Raw genomic sequence first — 23,367 nt, 5'->3', positions numbered from 1 at the left:
ATTGCCTCCACAACCACCTGAATAACAAATGCATCAGGATTCAACCACGAATCGGTTCTACGCGGCGGGTCATAGATCATGATAGAACGCAGCGAATCATCCGCAGGGCACCTGGGATCAGCGGCGAAGATTCGTCAGGGTGCGGTCTCCGTGCCGCCCCCCCGCCGCGTAAGAGCCCCTTTCGCACCCCTCGCCCCGCGGACCCCTCAACCCCCGGGAGAAAAGCCCTCCATGCGACACCCCATGGCACGAATGGCCACGGCCGCCCTCGCCGTTCCTCTGGCGGGCGCGATGCTGTTCACCGCGGGACCGGCCCTCGCGGACTCCTTCACCCCCTCGGACGACCTCGTCCCCCTGCGGACGGGCAACTCCACCAACACCGCCACCGCCCTCAGGGCCGCCCGCGTGGCCGAGACGGCCGCGGCGACCGCCGCCGACAAGCCCTACTCCAGCTTCAAGGTCGCGCTCGCGGCCACGAAGAAGGCCAAGGCGGGCGGCACGATCACGTACTCGATCAAGGCCACCAACGTCGGCCCGCACACCGCCGACGCCTACTTCATCGGCGGCCGGCTGCCCAAGGGCATCTCCGGCAAGGTCACCTACTGGGCCCCCGACGGCACCAAGTGCGACTGGGACGACACCGGCTTTTGGTGCTGGGGCGACTGGGTGCTCAAGGTCGGCGAGACCGACTCGCTCAAGCTGCAGTTCAAGCTGAAGAAGAGCGTGAAGGGCACCGCCTCCGGCAAGCTCGGCGTGCTCAGCTACGACGTGCCGCACGGCGCCGAAGACCTCAGCAAGGAGGAACTGGACCGCATCGGCGGCATCAAGGGCTGGGACTTCACCCGCACGGTGAAGACCAAGATCGTCCGCAAGTGATCCGTAGGTAATACGGAGCACGGCGCCCGCCCCCGGTGTGGGGGCGGGCGTTTTGCGTTGTCCGTTATGATCTTTACCTTGGCGCGTTCGCGCTGGTCTGAACGCCGGGCGACCTTATGGTGAACCGCGTGTCGGCCACCGCCGGCGGCCAAGTACCGTTGAGCTGAGATGAATCAACGCACGCTCCTGATCACACTGACCGGCCCCGACCGGCCAGGCGTGACATCGCGGCTCTTCGCGGTCCTGGCCGGGTTCCCGGTCACGGTGGCCGACGTCGAGCAGGTCGTCATCCGCGGCAGGCTCACCCTCGGGGTGCTCGTCGCCTACGCGGGCGACCGTCCGACCGGCACCGGCGGCACACTCGGGGCCCTGTGGACCGCCGTCGAGCGCATCGCCGAAGACCTCGGCATGGACGTCGAGCTGTCCACCAGCACCGCGGCCAAAGAGCACCGCAAGCGCGGGCGGCTGCACGTCAGCGTGCTCGGCGCGCCGCTGCTGCCGGCCGCCATCGCGGGCATCGCCGGGCGCATCGCCGCCGCCGGGGCCAACATCGACCGGATCGAGCGCCTGGCCAACTACCCGGTGACGTGCGTCGAGCTGGCCGTCTCCGGGGCCGACCCCGACGCGCTGCGCGCCGACCTGGCCGCCGAGGCCGCCGCCCAGCAGGTCGACGTGGCCGTGCAGCGCTCCGGCCTGCAACGCAGGGCCAAGCGGCTGGTCGTCATGGACGTCGACTCCACGCTCATCCAGGGCGAGGTCATCGAGCTGCTGGCGGCCCACGCCGGGTGCCTGGACGAGGTCGAGAAGGTCACCGCCGCCGCCATGCGCGGCGAGCTCGACTTCGCCGAGTCCCTGCGCGAGCGGGTCGCGCTGCTGGCCGGGCTGCCCGAGGAGGTCTTCGACCGGGTCCGCGCGGAGGTCGTGCTCACGCCCGGGGCCCGCACGATGGTCCGCACCCTCAAGCGGCTCGACTACCGGTTCGCGATCGTCAGCGGCGGGTTCACGCAGATCACCGACGCGCTGGTGGCCGAGCTCGGCATCGACTACTCGGCGGCCAACACCCTTGAGGTCTCCGGCGGCAAGCTCACCGGGCGGGTGGTCGGCGAGATCGTCGACCGTCCGGGCAAGGCCCGCGCGCTGGAGCGTTTCGCCGCCGAGGCGGGCATCCCGATCACCCAGACGGTGGCGATCGGCGACGGGGCCAACGACCTCGACATGATCGCCGCGGCGGGGCTCGGCATCGCGTTCAACGCCAAGGCGGTCGTACGGCAGGCCGCCGACACCGCCGTGACCGCGCCCTACCTCGACTCGATCCTCTACCTCCTCGGGATCCCCCGGGCCGAGGTCGAGGCCGCCGACGCCGAGGACGGCCTCGCCCACGACCCCCACCACACCCGCCTCGGCCCCCCACCGGCCGCCTCTTCCTGAGGGCCGGGGCGAGCCGGTCACGTTAGCGCGGCCTCCTCGGAGGTGGCCGCGCGGCTCAGCCGGCCCGCGTTGGCGACCAGGTCCTCCAGGGCCGGGTGCGCCGAGGCCGCGTGCATGTACGCGTACCTGATGGCGGTCCACTCCTCCGCCGCGCCCTCGGCGAGTTCGTCGAGGCGCTGCGCGGTCAGCTCCTCGACGTGGGTGGCCAGGGTGTCCATCGCCTGGTCGAGATCGTCCGGGATCCCCTCCGAATCGCCCGTGCGCACGGCGTCCGCCGCCCCCGAGAGGCGGTCCGCGACCGCGTCCAGCACGGCGGCCGTCGGCCCTGCCTGGTCCTCCTCGCCCGGCACCGGGGCCGGTACCGCGTACAGGGCCAGCGCGTCCGCCCTGATCCGCGCCGCGTGCTCGACCGTGTCCCGCAACGCCCGGGGCACCGCGCCGCCGGGCTCCTTCGCCAGCCGTTCCAGCGACTCGTCGAGCCGCCGCGCCGACTCGGCGGCCTCCTCGACCTGCTCGGCGACGCTCGTCCGCTGCTGCTCGACCAGCGCCCGCACCAGCCGGGCGTGCTGGTCGAGCAGCGCCGCCACCCGCCCGGACATCCGTACCCGCTCGCCCCTCGGCCACAGCAGCCGCGCCGCGCCGACCACCGCGACGCCGCCCGCCACCGCGAACCCCACCCGCCACACGGCCGCGTTCCACGACAGCGGCATCGCGTAGTCGGCCAGCAGCAGGCCGAGCGGCGTCGCGAAGACCGTCCACCAGTTGAAGCTCAGCGTGCCCAGCGCGTACCCCACCACCGCCAGCCCGGCGATGACCAGCGCCAGCGTCACATGACCCGGGGTGAGCGCCAGCATGAACGCCGCCGCCGTCGCTCCGACCGCCATGCCGAGCACCGGGAACAGCAGCCGTTCCACCGTGTCGCCGAAGGTCGGCCGCAGGCTGGCCACCACCGTCACCACGAACCACTTCCCGTACGGCTCGTGCGTGACCTCCGCCAGTGTGACCGCGGCCACCGTCACCACCGCCAGCCGGGCCGCGTAGTGCGCCATGCGCTGGCCGTGGCGGCGGCGTCCGCCGGGCCGGGGCGTGAACCGTGGCAGCCGCGGCCCCACCGCCACGCCCTCCGCCGAGATCAGCGCCGCCGAGCGCACCGCGAGGCCGATCCGGTCCAGGCAGCGGCGGACCTGGCCGAGCAGCGCCGACACCGCCAGCGGCTCATCGCCCGACAGGGCGGCCCTGCGGATCGCCTCCACCCGGTCGGCGAACTTCGCGGCGCACGCCAGCGCCCTCGGCACCGCCATCGCGCTGTCCTCGGTCATCGCCTCGCGCAGCGCCCGGGCCTGCGCGCCGGTCGCGGTGTCCAGGTCCTCGACCCAGTCGCGGCGGCCGGTGAGGCCGGTGACGCCGTCGCGCAGGATGTGCAGGGCGACGGTCTCGTGGAAGATCCGGGTGAGCGCGTCGAGCATCCGGCCGGGGCCGGGGTCGTCCTCGTCCTCCTCCTCGCGTTCGACGGCGGTGTAGTGGGCGACCGCCGTACGGGCCTCGGCCAGGGCCTCCTCGGCGGCCTTGCGGCGTTCCTCCCACTCGCGTTCGGCCTCGGCGTCGCCCGAATCGGGCTGGAACTCGGCCGCGTCGAGCAGGTCGGCGAGCGCCACCCCGGCCGTCTCCAGGGACGCCCGCAGCGGCCTGAGCCTGCGCACGGGCCACGACAGCAGTACGACGGCGGTGATCCACAGGCCCCCGGCGCCCGCCAGCTCCATGTGGACCACGGCGCCGTAGGAGACCGGTCCCTGGAAGTAGCTCAGGATCAGCGCGAGCGTCGGCGGCAGGCCGATCATGGGCCACTGCGCGCCCGCGGCGGCGACCAGGCCGATCACCGGCACGGCGATCCAGGGGTGGGGGGCGAGGAGCGTGCCGAGGCCGGTGCCCAGCGTGACGAACAGGGTGCCGCGCAGGAGGCGCCGGGCCCGCCTGCCGTACGGCATGGCGGGGTCGTCGGCGAAGGCCGTCAGGTACGCGCCCAGGGCCGCCGCGGAGCCCTCCCTGATATGGCCGGTGAAGGTCCCGGCGAGCAGCAGCACGCCGATCGCCACGCCGCACAGCGCCCCGTACCCCCACGCCGGCCGCCCGGAGACCCGGAACGCCTCCCGCAACGCCGCTCCCGCCCGCCGCGCCCCCTTCCTCCCGGCCTCCGCCCCCCGACGCCGCAGCCCCCGAACCACCCGCCCCACCGCGCCGGACTCCCCCACACGCCCCTGGGACACCCCAGGATCCTCACCACACCCGCTACCGCGACCACGCAAAACTCGCCCCGCCACCCCCCGCCCCCGCCCAGCACCCTCACAGGACGCTCCAGGGTCCTGACCACGCTCGGTACCGCGACCACCCGCCACCCCCCGACCCCGCCCAGCACCCTCACGGGACGCCCCGGGGTTCTGCTCACCCCCGGCGTGCTCGTGGGACGCGCTGGGGGCCGGATCGCGGCCGGTACGGCGGCGGCGCAGGGCGTGGAGCGTTCGGCCGAGTGCGTTTCGTGCTGAATCGGCCGCTTCGCGGAGCGCCCCCGCGACCCGCTTCATCCCGGCCCCCCCGTTTTCCGCTCCACGGGGTTGTGCCCGGATCGGCCTGGCCTAGTCAGCCCGCCGCGCGCCAAGAATTCCAGGTCAGAGGGGTCAGCCGGCGGATTTGGGGGTCCACAGCGTGACCGCCCGCCCGGACTCCAGCTCCGCCCAGGGAACCGCGGCCTCGATCACCGCGAACGCCCCCGGCGGAAACCCGGGGTCGCCTTCGCCCCCGGTGAGGTCCATGACCAGCTCGTGGACGCCCGGGTTGTGCCCTACCAGCAGAAGCGTCCGCACGCCGGGATCGGTACGCCGGACCAGCTCCAGTAGTTCGTCCGCGTACGCCTGGTAGATCCCATGCTCGAAGTCGACCGGCGCGTCCGGGGCGAGCTGGGCGAGGGCCAGCTCCGCCGTACGTCTCGTGCGCAGGGAGGGCGAGCACAGCACCAGGTCAGGACGCAACTCCAGCGCCTGCAAGGTCTCTCCGACGCGCTTGGCGTCGCCTTCGCCCCGGCCGGTCAGCGGCCGCTCGCGGTCGGCCAGGCCGGGCGTGTGCACCGCCTTGGCATGCCGCAGCACGACCAGCGTGCGCACCCCCGCCTCAAGCACCGGAGGCCCAGATCGAAAGGCCCACCAGCACGGCGAGCACCAGCACCATGGCCAGCAGGATGAGCCCGAGCGTCTTGCCGCCCGAGGGCTTCGGCTTTTCCTTCAAGGGCTGGTCGGACCGGCTCACCGTGGCGCTCCTCCGTTCGTCTTCCACCAGTGTTCCACCCCCGTGACGCGGTACGGCCTGCGGTCCCCTCCAAGGAAACCGCAGGCCGTACCGACGAACTGACCGACCGGACCGGCTACTTGCCGACCGGCTGCGGCTCGCGCTTCTCGCTGTCCTCCGAAGGCGTGTCGCTCACCGAGCGCCGCTTGGAGATCACGACCGCGCCGACCACGACCACGACTGCCACCGCCGTCACACCGACGCGCAGCGCGACGTTGTCGGCGTAGGTGACGACGGCGGGCGCGACCAGCAGCGCGACCAGGTTCATCACCTTGATCAGCGGGTTGATCGCCGGGCCCGCGGTGTCCTTGAACGGGTCGCCCACGGTGTCGCCGATGACCGTGGCCGCGTGGGCCTCGGAGCCCTTGCCGCCGTGGTGGCCGTCCTCGACGAGCTTCTTGGCGTTGTCCCAGGCACCGCCCGAGTTGGCCAGGAAGACCGCCATCAGCGTGCCCGAGGCGATGGCGCCCGCCAGGAACGAGCCGAGCGGCGCGTAGCCGAAGGCGAACCCGACCGCGATCGGGGTCATCACCGCCAGCAAACCGGGCGTGGCCAGCTCGCGCAGCGAGTCACGGGTGCAGATGTCGACGACGCGGCCGTAGTCGGGCTTCTGGGTGCCGTCCATGATGCCCGGATTGTTGCGGAACTGGTCGCGTACCTCGAAGACCACCCGCATCGCCGCGCGGCCCACCGCGCTGATCGCCAGGCCGGAGAACATGAACACCACCGCGGCGCCGATGATCAGCCCGACCAGTACGTTCGGTGCGTCCACGCTGAGGCTGAAGACGCTCGACCCGGCGAGTTGTTCCTCGACCGAGGTCCGGAACGCGCCGAACAGCGCGGTCGCCGCGAGCACCGCCGTGGCGATCGCGATGCCCTTGGTGATCGCCTTGGTGGTGTTGCCGACCGCGTCGAGCGAGGTGAGCACCTTGGCGCCCTCGCCCTCCACGTCACCGGACATCTCCGCGATGCCCTGCGCGTTGTCGGCGACCGGGCCGAAGGTGTCCATCGAGACGATGACGCCGACCGTGGTCAGCAGGCCGGTACCGGCCAGCGCGACGGCGAACAGCGCGATCGTCGTGTTGCCGAACCCGAGCAGGAACGCTCCGTACACCGCGCCGCCGATCAGCAGCGCCGAGTAGACCGCCGACTCCAGGCCGACGCTGATGCCGGCCAGGATGACCGTCGCCGGGCCGGTACGCGAGCTCTCGCCGATGTCCCTGACCGGACGCCGGTTGGTCTCGGTGAAGTAGCCGGTGAGGATCTGGATGGCGCTGGCCAGGACCAGGCCGATCAGCACCGCGCCGACCGCGATGATCCGCGGGTCACCGCTCAGAGCCTGGATCTGCGCACTGACTCCGGTCAGGTCGGCGAAGCTGCCCGGCAGGTAGACGTAGGCGGCGACGGCCACCAGCACCGCGGAGATGATCGCGGAGATGAAGAAGCCGCGGTTGATGGCGGACATGCCGCTGCGGTCGCCGGCCCGCGGGGCGGTCACGAAGATGCCGATGATCGCGGTGATGACACCGATCATCGGGACGATCAGCGGGAAGACCAGACCTTCCGTGCCGAACGCCGCCTTGCCCAGGATGAGGCTGGCGACCAGCGTCACGGCGTAGGACTCGAACAGGTCGGCCGCCATGCCGGCGCAGTCGCCGACGTTGTCGCCCACGTTGTCGGCGATGGTCGCCGCGTTGCGCGGGTCGTCCTCGGGGATGCCCTGCTCGACCTTGCCGACCAGGTCGGCGCCGACGTCGGCGGCCTTGGTGAAGATGCCACCGCCGACCCGCATGAACATGGCCAGCAGCGCCGCGCCGAAGCCGAAGCCCTCCAGCACGGTAGGGGCGTCGCCCTTGTAGATGAACACCACGATGGCCGCGCCGAGCAGGCCCAGGCCGACGGTGAACATGCCCGCGACTCCGCCGGTGCGGAACGCGATGCGCATCGCGGGCCGTTCGCCCGCCTCACGGGCCGCGGCGGCGACGCGGACGTTGCCCCGCACCGCCAGCCACATGCCCATGAAACCGGTCAGCGCGGAGAAGACCGCGCCGACCACGAAGAAGACCGACCGCCCGATCTGCACGCTGGTCGAATGCGCGGGCAGCAGGAGGAGGACCAATGGAATGACGATGACGAATGGCGCGAGCGTCCGGAACTGCCGCCCGAGATAGGCGGCGGCCCCTTCCTGTACGGCTCGCGAGATGTTCTGCATGCGTTCGGTACCCTGACCGGCGCCGAGCACCTCCCGCACCAGACCGCCTGCGACGGCTAGTGCGAGCAATGCGACGGCGGCCACCACGATCACGATCGTGAGATGGGAACCGCTCAGGGAAACCGCTGTGCCCTCCACAGCGGCGAGGTAAGGGCCAGACATCCGTTCTCCTCGGCAAGACGGGTACGTCCTGCCCGGACGGCGCTGCGATAATCACTCGGCGGGCTTTGGCGGCGCGCATCCGGGTCGGTAGGCAGTGCCGCTTCCGGTTGAGTCCGCATACCTACCGCTTGCGTCCGCATACCTACCGCGGAGGTGGCGCGTGGCGGGACAAACCTTGGCCGGTGCCGGGAGTCTACGCAGCGGTGCCGCGGATATGAAGCCTCTCGGGCTGGTCAATTGGCTACGAGTCGGCTATCGAGCGTAACCACGCCAGGCTGACGGGCGATCTGACACGACATGACTGGCTTCGTGGCGAGGATCGGACAGATTTCGCTCTAAGATGAAACCGGGGTTTCGGATGACCGAAACCCCGGGACTAGGCGGGGGTGACCCCGTTCGCCGCTGCGGGCCAGCTCATCCTGATGCGCATGCCCTTCGCACTGGGGTAGACCTCGACGTCGTCTGCGAGCCCCGCGATGACGGCTATCCCGAAGCCCGCAGAGAGGGAATCGGACATCAAGCCGAACTGATCGCTCGGGCCGCTCTGACCGCCCGGCCCGCCCATCAGCGGCGAGAGGTCGTTTTCCATGTCATCGCTCGGGGCCACGTCGGTCACGATCACCTCGAAACGCCCCGAGTCGTCGCGCAGCTCGATGCGGATCGGCTCTCCCGGACAATGCAGGCGGTGCGCCTCCACGGCCCGGGAACATGCCTCCCCCACCGCGAGCCGCACCTCGTCCAGCAGCGACTCCTCCACCCCGGTGCGGCGCGCGATCGCCGTGGCGACCAGGCGTGCCGTACGCACATGCGCGGGCAGTGCGCTGAACGTGAGCTCGACGGTCGCCATGACTACTTGTCTCGGCCGTGAGCTTCCTTGGCCTCGTCGACCGAGGCGTAGATCCCGAAGACCTTGGTGAGCCCGGTGATCCGGAAGATCTTCAGAATGCGCTCCTGAGTGCAGACGAGCTCCAGCGAGCCGTCGTGCGCCCGCACCCGCTTCAGGCCGCCCACCAGCACACCAAGGCCGGTCGAGTCGAGGAAGTCGACCTTCTCCATGTTGACGAGCAGGTGGAAGTTGCCCTTGTTGACCAGGTCGATCAGGAGCTCACGCAATCTCGGCGCGGTGTAGACATCGATCTCACCCTCGACCTCGACGATGGTGAGCCGATCCTCGGTACGGTGGTCCAACTTCAGATCCACTGATCCTCCAGCGCCTTGCCTGCAAAAGTATTGTTCTATCCCTGACGCCCCGGAGGTGGGACTCCGGAACACCAGACCCCGACGCGCGGCATTCAACCACGGTCTGCCTCAGTGTCTATACGAAATCACGAGTCCCGGCGACTCTGCCCGCAGATGCCAGACTGGAAACCAGTGACTCCCTCTGCCTCCTCCTCGCATCGAGCAGACGCGCTGCTGGGCCGTCTGCTCGCGCTCACGGCGCGCCGTGAGCGCGTCACTCACGTGGAGCATGTTCCAGCACGTCAGGCCGGTCAAGCCCGGTGGCCCGACTGGACCCCCGAGCCGCTGGTCAGCGGGCTGCGGCCATTGGGGGTGACTGGACTGTGGCCCCACCAGTACGAGGCCGCCGAGCACGCCCACCGTGGCCAAAACGTGATCATTTCCACAGGGACCGGGTCCGGCAAATCCCTGGCCTACCTGGTGCCGGCGCTCACCGAGGTACTGGACGGCGGCACCGTCCTCTACCTCACGCCCACCAAGGCCCTGGCCGCCGACCAGCTCCAGAACCTCCAGGCCCTGCGCCTCGGCAAGCTGCGCGCGGCCTGCTACGACGGGGACACCCCGTTCGAGGAGCGGGGGTGGGTCCGCCAGCACGCCAACTATGTACTGACCAACCCCGACATGCTGCATCGGTCCCTTTTGCCGCGACACTCCCAGTGGTCCTCCTTCTGGCGGCGTCTGCGCATGGTCGTGGTCGATGAGTGCCACGGCTACCGAGGCGTCTTCGGCTCCCACGTCGCCCAGATCCTGCGCCGCCTCCGCCGCGTCTGCGCCCGGTACGGCCGGCACCCCGTCTTCTTCCTCGCCTCCGCCACGGCGGGCGACCCGGGCGCCGCGGCGACCCGCCTCACGGGCCTCCAGATGGCCGAGGTGGCCATGGACGCCTCCCCCCGAGGTGCCACCACCTTCGCCCTCTGGGAGCCGCCCCTGACCGACCTGCGCGGCGAGGGCGGCGCCCCGGTCCGCCGCACCGCCACCGCCGAGGCCGCCGACCTCCTCACCGACCTCGTCATCGACGGAGTCCGCACCCTCGCCTTCGTCCGCTCCCGCCGCGCCGCCGAAACCCTCGCCCTCACCACCCGCACCAAACTCCACGACCTCCTCCCCCCAAGCGCCCCACCTGCCCCCGAGGGCGCGTTAGCTCACCCCAACACCACCAATCCACACTCCGCCACCTCAAACCCCTCAACCGCCGCCATCCACGCCGACAACACCAACACCACAACACCCAACTCCCAAACCCCAACAACCCACCCCCAAACCGCCACAACCAACCCACACGCCCCCACGCCAGACCACCCGGCCGCCGAAGCACCCCATACCGCCAGCCCCCACCCCCACCACCCGACATCCGACCCCCAAAACCCGACACCTCACCCCCACAGCGCCACCCCACACTCCCAAGACCCGGCAACCAACCCGCACACCGCCACAACCGCCCCACACTCCCCCCTCCCAGACCACCCTGCTGCCGGAGCACCCCCTACCGCTGGCGTCCACCACCGCCCAACGTCCAACCCCCAGAACCCGACAGCCCACCCCCACAGCGCCACCCCGCACTCCCCAAACCCGGCAACCAACCCGCACACCGCCACAACCGCCCCACACTCCCCCACGTCGGACGACTCGACCGACCCACCCGACCTCCAAGCCGCCGCCCCCAGCCCCCAGTCCGCTACCCCCCACTCCCAGCCGCACCTCGCCGTACCTCATAGCCAGGTGTCCGCATCCGACCCCCGTTTCGACCCCACCGACGCGCACACCACCACGCCTCCCAGCGGTACGCCCACCGGACTCTCTCGCCACCCCCACGACGCCGGGTCCCACCGCTTTCCGGCCACCTCCCACCCCCAGGCCGCCCCACCCGATCCCCACTCCGCTCCCGCCGCCTCTCATACCGCCACGCCGGACCCCGACCAGGACACCAGCCACGACGCTCGCCACCCCGCAGGGCCAGGTCCTCATCCCTCCACTCCAGGCGGACCGAACCAGCCTGCTCACCAGGCCGACCCCAGCGGCGCCGGCGCTCCACAATCCGGCCCAGGCCAGCCCGAAGCCCCCCTGGACCGTACGCAGCCCCGTACCGAGCCGACCACGAACTCCATCGACACCGGCGACACGCTCCACAACCCACAGCCCCTTCCCGGCGGCACCGACACCGACATGCCGGAGCACGCCCCCACCGCTGAAGCGGCCGGACCCGAGTGGGAGCACCTGCCCACCGACCTCCCCGACAAGGTGGCCGCCTACCGGGCGGGGTACCTCGCCGAGGACCGGAGAACGCTGGAGAAGGCCCTGCGCTCAGGCGAGCTTCTCGGCCTCGCCACGACCAACGCCCTCGAACTCGGCGTCGATGTGTCGGGCCTGGACGCCGTGCTCATCGCCGGCTGGCCCGGCACCAGGGCCTCGTTGTGGCAGCAGGCCGGTCGCGCCGGTCGTGACGGCCAGGACGCGCTCGCCGTACTGATCGCACGAGACGACCCCCTGGACACCTATCTCGTCCACCACCCCGAGGCCCTGTTCGGCCGGCCCGTCGAGGCGATCGTGCTCGACCCGGACAATCCCTACGTCCTCGGCCCACACCTCTGCGCCGCCGCCGCCGAAATCCCGCTCACCGAAAGCGACCTCCCTATCTTCGGCCCCACCGCCCCCGAGGTGATCGAGGACCTGGTACAGCGGAGCATGCTCCGGCAGCGCACGTCAGGTTGGTTCTGGACACGCCGTGAACGCGCGACCGACCTCGCCGACATCCGAGGCTCCGGCGGAGCGCCGATCCAGGTCGTGGAAACATCGACCGGACGCCTTCTCGGCACGGTGGACGAGCCGTCGGCCCACACCACGGTTCATGAGGGCGCCGTCTACATCCACCAGGGAGAGACCTTCCTGGTGGACACTCTCGATCTCGACGAAGACATCGCCCTGGTCACCGCCGCCCAGCCCGACTACACCACCTACGCGCGCGATGTCACGGACATCGCGGTACTCCACTCCCTGCGCTCACACCCCCTCGGTTCCGGCGAACTGCACTTCGGCACGGTGGAGGTCACCCGCCAAGTCGTCTCCTACCTCAAGCGCCGCCTCCAGACCGGCGAGGTGCTCGGCGACGAGCCGCTCGACCTCCCACCTCGCACACTGCGCACGCGCGCCGTCTGGTGGACACTGCCCACGGCGCTCATCACCCCCCTGGCGGAGGAGCACGGCCTGCACATCGGCGGGGCCGCCCACGCGGCCGAACACGCCTCGATCGGCCTCCTCCCACTTTTCGCCACCTGCGACCGCTGGGACATCGGCGGCGTGTCCACCGAACTCCACCCCGACACGGGCCTCCTCACCGTTTTCGTCTACGACGGCCACGAAGGAGGCGCCGGCTTCGCCGAACGCGGTTTCGCCCGCGCCCGGGAATGGCTCACGGCCACTCGCGAGGCGATCGAGTCCTGCGAATGCGACTACGGATGCCCTTCCTGCATCCAGTCCCCCAAGTGCGGCAACGGCAACGAACCCCTTGACAAGCTCGGCGCCGTCCGTCTCCTCAACGCCCTCCTCACCTCCAACCCCTGACCCGCCACCAGACGCCCAGGCTTGGAACACCCCACCAGAGACCGGCACGCACCGACCGCCTTCGCCGAGAGCATGCCGCCATCGGTAGGCGAACCCCCATGGGGTGAGGGACCCATCGCATGAGACCCCTCATCGTGGGTCGGCCCATCCCACAGCCGATCAACCCCCACCCCAAGGCGGTGCCCGGAAGGCTGTGTTGATCACAGCGGTCGATGCCCGGCCGACAGCGGCCTGGAAGGCCGGCGAACAGGCCCTGCCCGAGCCCTCGACGTGATCCGGCGTTCGGCCAAACCGGGTAACGAGTACCGTACGGACACCCGGACCTCGGCTATCAGCCCATCGACCTGACACTGTTCCAGCACCGCGTGATTCGCCAAGGCCGCCGACTCCGCCTCGTCACATGCCTGGTCGGCCCCGCGCACGACCACCCGGGCAGCAGCCAGCGCACTGAGGTCGGCAGCGCTTCGAACCCGATGTACGGCCACCCGCGCCATCCCGACATAAGCCACACCCATCGCCATCGCCATCAATACCCCCATAAACGCAACCACCCACAACGTCGCCGATCCCCGCTCTTCTATTCCGTCCACACACCCGCCAACACCCACGCCGAACTCCTTTCTGATCCTCTTCCGGTAATCTCCAATCCCAGGCGCCCCGGCTATGCGCAATCCCCGCCAATCCACGCTCACATGAGCAGCGCATGTCGCCAAAAATGGCCTCCCGCCGAGTAGCGCAATGAGAACGCTCAAGTCGGGCATCACGCGCCCCTCCGCGAGACGCGACCTGCCAAGAAAAGGCACCGCCGCAACCTGAGTATCGACGGGTGGTCACACATCGCCGCTATCCAACTCAGCGACAAGAATCGACTGCCAGCGGCCAGGCACCGAGTCGTGATGCGGAGTGAATCCAGCGGCCGGCAGGTCCAGGGCCGCCGGCAGTAGCAGACGGACCACAGCGCTCGCACTTTCTACCATTCACCCGAATAGCGTTACCTCGCACCACGCTCTGAACGCCAGCGCCCCAAGGCAAGAACCCCACATCCCCATATCGCCGCACACCTCCAAGAGCGCGCCCACAGAATTCCAACGGCCCCCGCAGCAGACCATGCCCAAATGAGCAAGAATCCACTACCGATAGGGCCTGTGTAAGGACCACGGCGCGAAATTCACCCCACCTCGCGGGACGCCACCAGGGATGGTTTTCCGGGGCGGCGAACGCGCCACCTCGCACCGACAAAGCCAGGGCCCAACAACCACTGCCCACCAGCAGCGATATAAAAGCTCCTCTCACCACCCAGGACGCAGACCCCGCATGTCGCCGACTGGCCGACTCGCATCGCATCGATCATCCGGGTTCGAAAGCGGGTGTGTATTTCAGATGGGCCTCATGTCGCCTCGTCGGCGCCCGGTTCTGTTATCACCGCGGCATCGCTTCCCACAGAGACCGCAGGAAGTCGCTCACCCCACTTCGGACGCACCTGCGCGGACACACTCACCCTGGTGGTGTGGGCATCCCGCAGTACGGCGACTTCCGCGCCATCAGGAGCGAGATCTGCCACCAGTTGGCGAACCTGTTCGATCGACTCTCCCCTCGCCGCCGCCCGAGCGCCGGCTCGGGCGGCGTCCACGCATTCAAGCTGGGCCCCGACCACGGCCACCGCCCATATGGCCGCGGCCAAAACCACCATCAGCGATGGCAGCACGGCCGCGGTCTCGGCCGTCACCGACCCTCGGGACCGCCCGTAATCGGGTAATAGGACACCTGGCCGCGCACTTGTCCGTCTCGTGCGCTGGTCCGAAGAGATGCTTGCGGTCCGGCCGTAACGCACCTGCGCGATGGAGGATCGGGAAGCGGGCCTGCGGACTGAAGGGGCCGCAGGCCCACCCAGCACACGAACGCAAGCACTCACCGTGCCGCCGAGGAACACGCCCACCATGCCTCCTACACGCCGACGCTGCCTCTCTGCGGGAGATGCACGCGAACCACTGGTACATCGGCCGCCGCCCAGGCCGCCGCCCAGGCCGCCACCGGGCGAACCGGCCACGACCTTCCTGAACGTGCGAGGGCCGCCGGATTCGCAGTTCCCAGTGCCCCTCCTATCAGCGCAACGCTGAGCACGCTGTAGATCACCCATGTCGTCCCTCCATGACCATCTACGAACCATCACAAGCCCCGGATAACCACACACAGGGGCCACCCCCGGCACGCCCTCCCGGAAGTGGAAGTAGCGACGACCTCCGGGAAGGTCATCACTGAACTTTTTCAACCTCAAGCTCCCTGGTCAGAGGCGGTAAACGAGACGCCGTAGCCACATGACCAGACGTCCTACCGGGGCACCAGACCCGGCCTGAGCCCGATGGAGACGCCTTTGGCCTGGTCCAAGCGACCGATTGGGCTCACTGACGCCGACAGCGGTGCCCCGCCGGGTGGTGTGAACCCGCTTCGGCGGTCCTCATACGGGGCCGTCTATGGCGGGTTGCCCCCTCGCCGCTCACAGGCGAGAGCGCCCTTGATCGCAGTGTCCGCAGCCGACGAAACCCCGCCACGCTGCGGGATACGGCGACGCCCACCCAGAGGCTCCCGAAAGCAGGTGCAAACGAACCAGTTCCTACATCGAGCATGGGAACTCCAGCTCTGCAGGAATGGCCATCGCCATGGAGGCCAAGGCCGCCCTCACAAACCTCAACGATCGCGTCCCTCGGTGTGGTAGAACTTCCCGCAGCCCGAGCGGCCGACCTATGCGATGTCCAATCCGAACGTTCCCACTTGCACCACTGGACGGGACACCATCACCCGCCGATCCCCGCAGCCGGACGGCCCCGCCTGGGGATGACCTCATGGCGCCTGCCACCCCCTTAAGGCATGGCGGGCTCACCATGCCAACACCACTCCACAGGACCGCGACACTCCACAAGCAACGAACACTCTGACGCGCATGGGGAGTGTCCGGCTCTGGAAGGACGGTCGGCACCTCGAAGGTCGAAGCATGGCTCCCCACCTTCTCCGAAGGCTCTCTCCGCCCCCGCTCAGTCCGGACACCCCCGGCGGGTCGTAGGCGTTAGCCGGCGACGCTGAGGGCTTTGTTGATCAGATTCATCAGCACCTCCTGAATCTCCGTCCCGGTCACCACCTTGTAGAGGAGGGCGGCGAACCCGCAGGCCGCCAGAGTGCCCATCGCGTATTCCGCCGTGGACATGCCACGGTCTGAGCCGCCCTTCGCCGCGAACGCGACCCGTCTTACGCAGCGTGTAGCCAGTGACAGCACCGCAGCACGTGCCCGATTGCCGACCCGCAGCGCGCTCACCCGGCCCGGCCACCGCCAGATCCCCCTGGCCATCGTCATCAACCTGTCCATCGCGGCCTCCCGCTCTCCGGCCCCAGGCCCTTCGCCCGGCGGCAACGCGTTCAGAATCGCCGATTCCCCGCCCCCGCCAAGCGGCCGAACGCGGTTCTGTGGATAACCGCAAGATCGCTGGAATCCCGCCCTGTGGACAACGTTCCAGGGCCATGAGATCTCCGAGATGCGACTGCGGGCCGGCCTCGCCTACGCCGTCACAAGCCCCCTCGCGCCCGGGCTCCATCGCTCTCGCGGCCCCACCAAAAAACTGCACTGCCGAGCGTCCTGCGAGGTGGTGCAGCTCGGCCCGGCGCTCCTCAGACGGGGCGGTCTGCTGTAGGGGCCTTGGTACGTGTGGGCGGGCGCCGTTACTCGTGTCGTACGCGCCCAAGCGGCCCTCAGGCCGCCGAAACCCCGCCACGGTGCGGACGCGCGCCGCCCTCGGCACTCCCCTCCGGACAACCGCCTGTCATGGCCACATCAGCGGAGGCCATGACAGTGGCACATAGTGAGCCTTTTCATCCTCAAGTTCCCCTGGTCAGGGGCGGTAAGCGAGATGCTGTACCCGCATGACCAGGCGTCCTGCCGGGCTATCAGGCCCGCCCCGAGCTCGACGGAGGCACCCCTGCCCCTGGTGCAAGCAGCCGGTTGAAAAGGGTTCAGTCATCAGGTACGCGTCCAGTTCCGCGCGGCGTACCCTGATCGACGCTGAACCCATTTACTCCGGTCGCTTGAACCAGGCCAGCGGGCGGTACATCGACTCAGGCCGGGCCTGATGCAGCCCCCTATGCCTGGCCAGCCGGATGTGACAGCTCACGCATCGCTCCTGATCAGCGAATATGGGGACGAAAAGGCTCACTGATTCGCGCTCGGGCACACCGCACGGAGATCGAATCGACACTGAGCCTTTTGCATCCTCAAGTCCCTGGTCAGAGGCGGTAAGCGAGATGCCGTACCCGCATGACCAGGCGTCCTGCCGGGCTATCAGGCGCGCCCCGAGCTCGACGAAGGCACCCCTGACCTGGTGCAAGCAGCCGGTTGAAAAGGGTTCACTGAACCCCTTCGTCCTCGGCTGCGGGGGCCTGATCACAATGAGATCGCGGTTCGCGCGAAGGAGCGGCGACGCAAGGGAGCCCTGGTAGATGGGTTTGATCGACCAGGAACAATCACTGGACCTGGGGTCCAGGGGTCTATATCGTGCCGCCGCCGACTTGTTCTCCCGGACGCTCAACCATGTGGTGGGGATCACCCGGCGGCAGCGCAAGGCGGTCCTCTCGCCATGGCGGCGACTCAACCTGAGCCAGCAGCCCCCGCTGGCCTTGGTCTACCTGCGCAACGGCGAGACCTTCTCCCTGGCGGGCGCTGGGGTTGGCGTCTCGGCGGCCACTGCGGGTTGCATGTGGAGCTGTCGGCGCGCTCGCCCGGCTCGGCCGAGAACTTGAGCCGGCTAACTGTGAAAACCATCGTGGTGCTTCGAGCCCACGAGACTGCCCGAGGATGAAATGGATTCTGTGAGCCTTTTTCAACCGGTAGCTTGGACCAGGTCAAAGGCGTCTCCATCGGGCTCAGGCTGAGGCTGGTGCCCCGGCAGGGCGCCTGGTCATGCGGCTACGGCGTCTCGTTTACCGCCTCTGACCAGGGAGCTTGAGGTTGAAAGAGGTTCAGTCATAGCCCTGCCCTGGCCAATTTGCTCGGAAGCTGAAGCTTCTACAGCAACGCATGAAACGCGCAAGGGCGGCTCGGATGCGCGCAGCGGGCCAGGTGTTGAACAGCACGCTCAAGGTCGAGCGCGTGCACCGTCACCCTTCGCGCCCAGATCGAGGCCCGCGCGGAGATCGCCGTCTGGATCGCTGACTTCTACGAGGCCACCTGACGGCATATGGCCAGCGACGGGCTGCCGCGCATCACATCCGTACGTTGCATGATCGAGAAGAGGACAGCTTCATCGGCCCTGCAAAGGACGCCCAGTGGCAGAGAACCGTCTCCATGATTTCAGGGGGCTGGTGCTCACCCCGCCCGCGAGTCCGCCCTCGCTTCTACGCGTGCCTATAGGTAGGCCAGCAGCATGTCCAGGGGCCGCGGTACGCGATCCAGGTCGAGTGCCTCGACGAGGAGACCGGAGTAGCGGATCTTGCGGCCGCTGCCCGAGCCCATGAAACGGCGCAGCTGATCGTGAGTGCTTCTGCCACGCCATGCGAGTTGCCTTTGGAGCGTGCGAAATGAGCTGAGCTCGCCGCCGGCGTCGACAACGCGCTCGACCGCCGCGGTTCCGAGGGCGCGGATCAGCTCATCTTCCAGGTCGGCGACGCATACGAAGAATCCGAGCGCCTCCAGGTCGCTTCGGCTGAGGTCGGTTCCGAGGCCGGCGTGCTCCAGGCTCCTGCGGAAGTCACCTTCCTCCCGGGCATCACAGAGACCGGCCAGCCGTAGGCCGCGACCACGGGGGCCGAACCTGGCGGTGTACTTCCCGATGTTCGTGGCACCGCCCATCGCGAGAAGCGCGATACCTTCGGCCATGAGGTGCCGGCCATGGCGCTTGGCCAGCGCTTCGATGGCCGACTTGTCGCTGGCGCCCTCGACCAGGACCACAGTGTGGGTGTCGCTCACGAGCCCAGCTTTCCACCGAACGTGGCGGGGGTTCGACTCCTTTTACGCCTTGGTGGGTCGTCACAACCGCAGTTCATGCTCGCCGACTGTCGCTCGGCCTATTCTCTTCCTATTGCCGAAGCCTGATCGTTCGCCTCGCTGCGCGCTGAGCGGTCAGTTCATCTCCGCGGCTGATTCGAATAGAATGCAAGACTGGCTATGGTCCCTTCGGCTTGAAAATGAGACTGGCACAATTACCGAGCACTCAAGCCAAGCGAGTACATCAACCTATACCTTAGCCGAAGGGCACAAGCTACCTGTGTCAACGATTCCCCATTGCCTCGATACTCGTAGATATCCTGGTTGCCGAGAATACTTTTATCAAAAGGTCAATACTTGAGCGGCGAGACCGGCGATCACCGGGACGATGCCGAGGCAGACGAAGGCGGGAAGGAAGCAGAGCCCGAGTGGTGCCACCGCCTGAACACCGACTCGGCGGGCTGCGGCGGAGGAGGCGGCTCTGGCGGTCGCGGTGGCGTCGTCCGCGAGACGGGTGAGAGCTTCGGCAACGGGAGAGCCGGTGGTCGCGGCGCGGATCATGGTACGTGCGAGTTGGGCTGTGGCGTCCTCCCGCAGCAGCCATGACCACGCGTAATCGGGTGCGGCCCCCAGCCGTAGCTGGCCGTTCACCCAGTTCAGCCGGTCGCCGAGGGGGCCGCCTATTGCGGCCGCGGTCGCTTCTACGGCGCTGGTCATCGGCTGGCCCGCGCGCAGGCAGGCGGCCATCAGGTCGGCAGCGAGGGGAAGATCGTCGGCTATCTGCGCCATCTCGTGACGGGATTCCGGGGGCCTTCGGGTGCGGAGAGTGAGAATGGTCCCGGCGAAAGCGAGGCCACCCACGAGCACACCTGTAACGCTGGTACCAAAGATCAGTATCCCCAGGACCGCCATCCCGCTCGCAATGGCCAGTTCGCGGACGCCGGCCGCGCCCGGTTGGACGACGAGCGCAGTCGGAGAACTGGGCGAAGCAGGCATTGCCCGGTGCGTTGTCCTGGCCATGGCCGTACCCCCGAGTACGTGGCCGTGAGCAACGCCTGAGCGTCGACGCCTGATGAGTGTTGGTGTTTGGCGGGCGAGGCCGGGCAGTGCGCCGCGTACGAAGAGCGACCGAGGGCGGCCGACGGACGCAGGCCGACGAGCCATCCCCTTCTGACTGCTCCGGTCCGGGATCAGACGGCGGATGGAATCCTTCAGTAAGCGACCACCCGTGTGTCGATGGGAAGCACTGTCCAGCGAAGTGCCTCGTTCTGCGGATGACCAGGAGTGTTCTGCTGCCGCGGCCGACGCTCGGCCAGCGATGTCCGACTGCGGCGGGGTGCCTCTGCCGGGGCCTCGCGTCGGCCCTTGGGCTTTCCGCCCAGGACTCGAGCGAGCCCTTGAGGGCACCGATTCACTGGTAGCGAAACGCGCGGAGGGTGTACGGCCTGCTGTTCTCGATCCGTTGTTTCGTGGCGATCGTGGAGCGCCTGTCTCTGTCCTGCTGGTGATGGCATGCACCTCGGCAGCCTGGCGGCCGACATCGCGGCGGTAAGGGTGAACGCCTGCGATAGGAAGAGGGCCGGTCATGAAGCCACCGCGCGAATGATCTTCGAGGCCACGGGCGGGTTCTTCTGGGAGATGCCGCCCCGAGCCGTTTTCCTCGGCGTGGGCGAGCGTCCCAAGGCGGCGCTCCGTGTCCTCCATCAAGCCGAGCATGAGCGCCCTGGGAAGGTGGCCATGCGGACCGAATCCGTCTCCGGGAGCCGAACCAGAACGCCTCTGGCGGCGTAGCTGATCCGCGTCGCGGATCGCCAGCAAACGATCCGCAGCCGTTGGCGCGGCAAGCCACAGCCACATTGCAATGGAACTCGCTACTACCGCGAGCAAAATCCAGATCACCGCTCAACCTCACTTATCAGCAGAAGTCACTCCAGGAGAGGTCAGAGGTGACCTCCGGGGAGAGATGGAATTTCATGTCGCCACCACTTCGCTCCACTTTTCCGATCTTTTGATGTGACCGTATCAGCGCCTTCTATCGGCCGCGTAGAGCAGATCAAAGATCGGATTTTCGGGCTTGAGCCGGTGGCGGTGTTGTGGAACTTGGGCCAGATAGGATCTTCTGATAGGTACTGGAAACCAAGGTCATGTCCCGGCCCGTGACAGAGTTTTCTACGGCCGAGCCTCATAGGCTGCGTACGCGGCGAGCGACGGCTCCCGCGCAGCCGGCTGGCCGCGCTTCAGTGCTGCGGTGCGAAGTTCGCGCTATGCCGCAGAGCACCAGCATCTCCCGGCGCGGACCGGGCTTGGCTCAAGGGACGCCCATACCGACCATCGAACAACTCTCGCTCTGCGACCCGATTCGCCCCCCTGGCGTTCTCTGGCGCCAAGTGCGCATGGGGTTCCACTGAACCTTTTTCAACCTCAAGCTCCCTGGTCAGAGGCGGTAAACGAGACGCCGTAGCCGCATGACCAGGCGCCCTGCCGGGGCACCAGCCTCAGCCTGAGCCCGATGGAGACGCCTTTGACCTGGTCCAAGCGACCGGTTGAAAAAGGCTCACTGTCCGGCGCCCGGGGAGGAACGAGTTGCGGTTTCGGGTGGCGAGTGCCGTTGGTCGTCGCTTTGGCCGTTCCGGGGTCCAATGGGTTCCGGTAGGTCGTCTGTGTGCTCGGTGTGGCACGGAATTTCACAAGTCTGTGGGATGCCCGCTCACGCCCGTTCGGCACGAGCTACGAGGCGGTTGGTCCACCAGAGCCCGCATGCGTTGAGTGCCAGGCCCACCAGAAGGCAACCGAACCCCATGGGGCCGCCGAAGAGAAAGCCGATGGGGTTCATCCCCATTCCTGTGGCCAACAGCAGCCCCAAAAGCGGCAGAGCGGCCAGCAGGCGTGCGGTGGCTCGCGGGCCCGCGAGTTGGGCGGCCGTGTCCTGGCGGTGCGCCTGTGCGGCCCTGAGGCCGGTCTCCACCCGATCGATGAGGGCTGACAGGCCCGCTCCGACACGTGAACTCAGTTGCCAGCACGCTGCCAGCCGGCGCAAACCCTCACCGCCCTCCTCTGGGGCGACGGCCCGGAGGATCGCCGGGACATCACCACCGTTGCGTGCTGCCGTGTCCAGCGCCTGAGCCGCCGATGGCTCCGGGAAGCGCACCCATGCCACCACTCGGGACAGGGCCTCGGCCGGGTTGCGTCCGGCCGCGAGTTCGGCTCCGAGGCCGTGGCACAACTCAATACAGGCCGTGTGCCACAGCACGGTGGCCTTCGCTCGGGCCGATCGGCGTCCCACACGGTCAGCGAACGGGAGGCGCCTTATGAGAGGCGCACCGATCCGGGCCACGATGTGGATCAAGGCGTTGAAGTCTCTCCGGGCGGGCTCCGTCGAGATCTCGTAGGGAGCGGCCCGTTCTGGATCGGGACGAATGGGCCCAGGGGTGAACCCCACATATGCCGGGCCGTACCGTCGAGCCGGGGAGTTGGCCGGGCCGGGTGCTCGGGTCGTATCCGCGTGGGCGTACAGACCTGTGGCCAGTCGTCGGGCGAGCGACAGGAGCGGGTGGGGCGCGGGAGCCGTGGGCGGACGCGCGTGCGGATCTATGGCCAGTCGGCGGCCGATCGGAGGAGGTGGTCCAGTGGCGGGCGCGCCACCGACGCGGGGGCGTAGTGCCGTGGAAAGACCACGGGCCAGGGAAACGGCACCCTTGGGGGCTGGCACTCCGTCTGCACGAGCGTACGGCGTCATGGTGAGGTCACGGGATGGGGGCGCTGTCGCCGCGTCGGAAGGGCCCCGGCCCGCGTGGGTGTACGGGCCAGTGACCGGCCCCTGGGCAGGAGAGGCAGGGGTTCCAGGGGTGGAGGTCATGTCTCGGTGGACCCGTAGGTGGTCGGTGAGGGACGGGACGGCGAGCGTCTGGAGGCCGTATGGGAGTCCGCCAGGATCAGCGGCGGCGGTTTCTGGATCTGGTGGATGGGCGGACCTGGCCGCGATGAGGCGGGCGAGTCTCGCGCCGGCGGGGCTGGGCAGGGTCCAGATCCATACCGCCAGGGCGGCGAGTACGGCCGTGGCCATGGCGCTCATGAAGTCGCCTCCGGAAGCGTCGGGCGTGTGGGATCGTCCCGCTGGTGACATGGCGACGCGGAAGCGTCGCTTGGAGGCTGCGGGCCCGTGGAGTCGACCTCTGAGGGCTGTGGGCTTGTGCGATCACCCTTCAGGGAACACAGACGCGCGGAATCGCTGTCTGAAAGCCGCACGCCTGCGGGTTCGCTCTCCTGAAGCCCGGAGTTCGTGCGATCACCGTCCGGCGAGTGCGAGCTCGCCCGTCCACTCTTCCGGAACCACGGCCTGGCCGGATCGCTCTCGGAAGCACCGAGATCAGAAGACTCACCTGCTCGAAGCTCTGGGCTCGTACGATCACCGGCTTGAAGCCGCGGGCTCGGGCACCCGTCATCCGCAGACCACAGACCCGAAGGGTCACCATCCCGAAGCCACGAACTCGTACGATCAGCGTCTAGAACCTGCGAGCCATCACCGTCTCGAAGCACTGAGCCCGAGCGACCGCGATCCGCAAACCACGGACTTGGACGACCTTCCTCCGAA

At 68.7% G+C, this 23,367-nt stretch carries 15 protein-coding genes; 3 read left to right on the top strand and 12 right to left on the bottom strand.

Features of this window, described 5'->3' with window-relative positions; all coding sequences use genetic code 11:
• Nucleotides 1-243: 243 nt before the first annotated feature.
• Nucleotides 244-876 carry a hypothetical protein gene (locus ACH34R_RS33650; protein WP_397565592.1) on the top strand — a complete coding sequence of 211 codons (633 nt, stop codon included), beginning with the start codon at nt 244-246 and terminating at the stop codon, nt 874-876.
• Nucleotides 877-1,044: 168 nt separating this feature from the next.
• A complete protein-coding gene (gene serB / locus ACH34R_RS33645; protein ID WP_397565591.1) occupies nt 1,045-2,304 on the top strand; it encodes a phosphoserine phosphatase SerB in 1,260 nt (419 codons plus the stop codon).
• Nucleotides 2,305-2,321: 17 nt separating this feature from the next.
• Here serB and ACH34R_RS33640 read toward each other — a convergent pair whose 3' ends face one another.
• The 6 genes from ACH34R_RS33640 to ACH34R_RS33615 all read right to left on the bottom strand — a co-directional run bounded on the left by ACH34R_RS33640 (nt 2,322) and on the right by ACH34R_RS33615 (nt 9,214).
• On the bottom strand, nt 2,322-4,568 hold the full coding sequence (locus ACH34R_RS33640) for an FUSC family protein (protein ID WP_397565590.1): 2,247 nt from the start codon (nt 4,566-4,568) through the stop codon (nt 2,322-2,324).
• Between the two features lie 408 nt (nt 4,569-4,976).
• Nucleotides 4,977-5,459, bottom strand: a complete 483-nt coding sequence (locus ACH34R_RS33635; protein ID WP_397565589.1) for a SixA phosphatase family protein — start codon at nt 5,457-5,459, stop codon at nt 4,977-4,979.
• Between the two features lie 7 nt (nt 5,460-5,466).
• The gene (locus ACH34R_RS33630; RefSeq protein ID WP_397565588.1) at nt 5,467-5,601 is read right to left on the bottom strand and encodes a hypothetical protein; all 135 of its coding nucleotides are present in this window, start codon (nt 5,599-5,601) and stop codon (nt 5,467-5,469) included.
• 115 nt (nt 5,602-5,716) lie between these two features.
• Nucleotides 5,717-8,014 (bottom strand): sodium-translocating pyrophosphatase, encoded by a 2,298-nt coding sequence (locus ACH34R_RS33625; RefSeq protein WP_397565587.1) that lies wholly within the window; start codon nt 8,012-8,014, stop codon nt 5,717-5,719.
• A 376-nt stretch (nt 8,015-8,390) separates the two neighbouring features.
• Nucleotides 8,391-8,861, bottom strand: coding sequence for an ATP-binding protein (locus tag ACH34R_RS33620; RefSeq protein WP_397565586.1), 471 nt, complete (start codon nt 8,859-8,861; stop codon nt 8,391-8,393).
• 2 nt (nt 8,862-8,863) lie between these two features.
• Nucleotides 8,864-9,214: an STAS domain-containing protein gene (locus ACH34R_RS33615; RefSeq protein ID WP_111171502.1), complete on the bottom strand. Its 351-nt coding sequence runs from the start codon at nt 9,212-9,214 to the stop codon at nt 8,864-8,866.
• Between the two features lie 411 nt (nt 9,215-9,625).
• On the opposite strand from ACH34R_RS33615, the gene ACH34R_RS33610 reads away from it, so the two are divergent.
• Nucleotides 9,626-12,811, top strand: a complete 3,186-nt coding sequence (locus ACH34R_RS33610; protein ID WP_397565727.1) for a DEAD/DEAH box helicase — start codon at nt 9,626-9,628, stop codon at nt 12,809-12,811.
• Nucleotides 12,812-13,011: 200 nt separating this feature from the next.
• Here ACH34R_RS33610 and ACH34R_RS33605 read toward each other — a convergent pair whose 3' ends face one another.
• The 6 genes from ACH34R_RS33605 to ACH34R_RS33580 all read right to left on the bottom strand — a co-directional run bounded on the left by ACH34R_RS33605 (nt 13,012) and on the right by ACH34R_RS33580 (nt 22,026).
• Entirely contained in the window at nt 13,012-13,572 is a 561-nt protein-coding gene (locus ACH34R_RS33605; RefSeq protein ID WP_397565585.1) for an Rv3654c family TadE-like protein, read from the bottom strand.
• 626 nt (nt 13,573-14,198) lie between these two features.
• Entirely contained in the window at nt 14,199-14,537 is a 339-nt protein-coding gene (locus ACH34R_RS33600; protein WP_397565584.1) for a TadE family type IV pilus minor pilin, read from the bottom strand.
• Between the two features lie 1,335 nt (nt 14,538-15,872).
• Nucleotides 15,873-16,169: a DUF4244 domain-containing protein gene (locus ACH34R_RS33595; RefSeq protein ID WP_397565583.1), complete on the bottom strand. Its 297-nt coding sequence runs from the start codon at nt 16,167-16,169 to the stop codon at nt 15,873-15,875.
• Nucleotides 16,170-18,197: 2,028 nt separating this feature from the next.
• The gene (locus ACH34R_RS33590; protein ID WP_397565582.1) at nt 18,198-18,758 is read right to left on the bottom strand and encodes a TOPRIM nucleotidyl transferase/hydrolase domain-containing protein; all 561 of its coding nucleotides are present in this window, start codon (nt 18,756-18,758) and stop codon (nt 18,198-18,200) included.
• 360 nt (nt 18,759-19,118) lie between these two features.
• Nucleotides 19,119-19,565: a type II secretion system F family protein gene (locus ACH34R_RS33585; protein WP_397565581.1), complete on the bottom strand. Its 447-nt coding sequence runs from the start codon at nt 19,563-19,565 to the stop codon at nt 19,119-19,121.
• A gap of 1,918 nt (nt 19,566-21,483) precedes the next feature.
• Nucleotides 21,484-22,026, bottom strand: coding sequence for a type II secretion system F family protein (locus ACH34R_RS33580; protein ID WP_397565580.1), 543 nt, complete (start codon nt 22,024-22,026; stop codon nt 21,484-21,486).
• Nucleotides 22,027-23,367 lie beyond the last annotated feature (1,341 nt).

Origin of the sequence: Spongiactinospora sp. 9N601 (genome assembly GCF_044326295.1) — a bacterium.
GTDB lineage: Bacteria > Actinomycetota > Actinomycetes > Streptosporangiales > Streptosporangiaceae > Spongiactinospora > Spongiactinospora gelatinilytica.
The sequence above is the reverse complement of the archived record's forward strand: the minus strand, read 5'-3'. Positions and strand labels throughout refer to the sequence as shown.

What these genes read in the sequence shown, in the direction of transcription:
- serB (WP_397565591.1), top strand. Translation starts at nt 1,045, where the DNA reads ATGAATCAACGCACGCTCCTGATCACACTGACCGGCCCCGACCGGCCA.
- ACH34R_RS33595 (WP_397565583.1), bottom strand. Translation starts at nt 16,169, where the DNA reads ATGGACAGGTTGATGACGATGGCCAGGGGGATCTGGCGGTGGCCGGGC.
- ACH34R_RS33650 (WP_397565592.1), top strand. Translation starts at nt 244, where the DNA reads ATGGCACGAATGGCCACGGCCGCCCTCGCCGTTCCTCTGGCGGGCGCG.
- ACH34R_RS33585 (WP_397565581.1), bottom strand. Translation starts at nt 19,565, where the DNA reads ATGGCGCAGATAGCCGACGATCTTCCCCTCGCTGCCGACCTGATGGCC.
- ACH34R_RS33605 (WP_397565585.1), bottom strand. Translation starts at nt 13,572, where the DNA reads ATGCCCGACTTGAGCGTTCTCATTGCGCTACTCGGCGGGAGGCCATTT.
- ACH34R_RS33620 (WP_397565586.1), bottom strand. Translation starts at nt 8,861, where the DNA reads ATGGCGACCGTCGAGCTCACGTTCAGCGCACTGCCCGCGCATGTGCGT.
- ACH34R_RS33625 (WP_397565587.1), bottom strand. Translation starts at nt 8,014, where the DNA reads ATGTCTGGCCCTTACCTCGCCGCTGTGGAGGGCACAGCGGTTTCCCTG.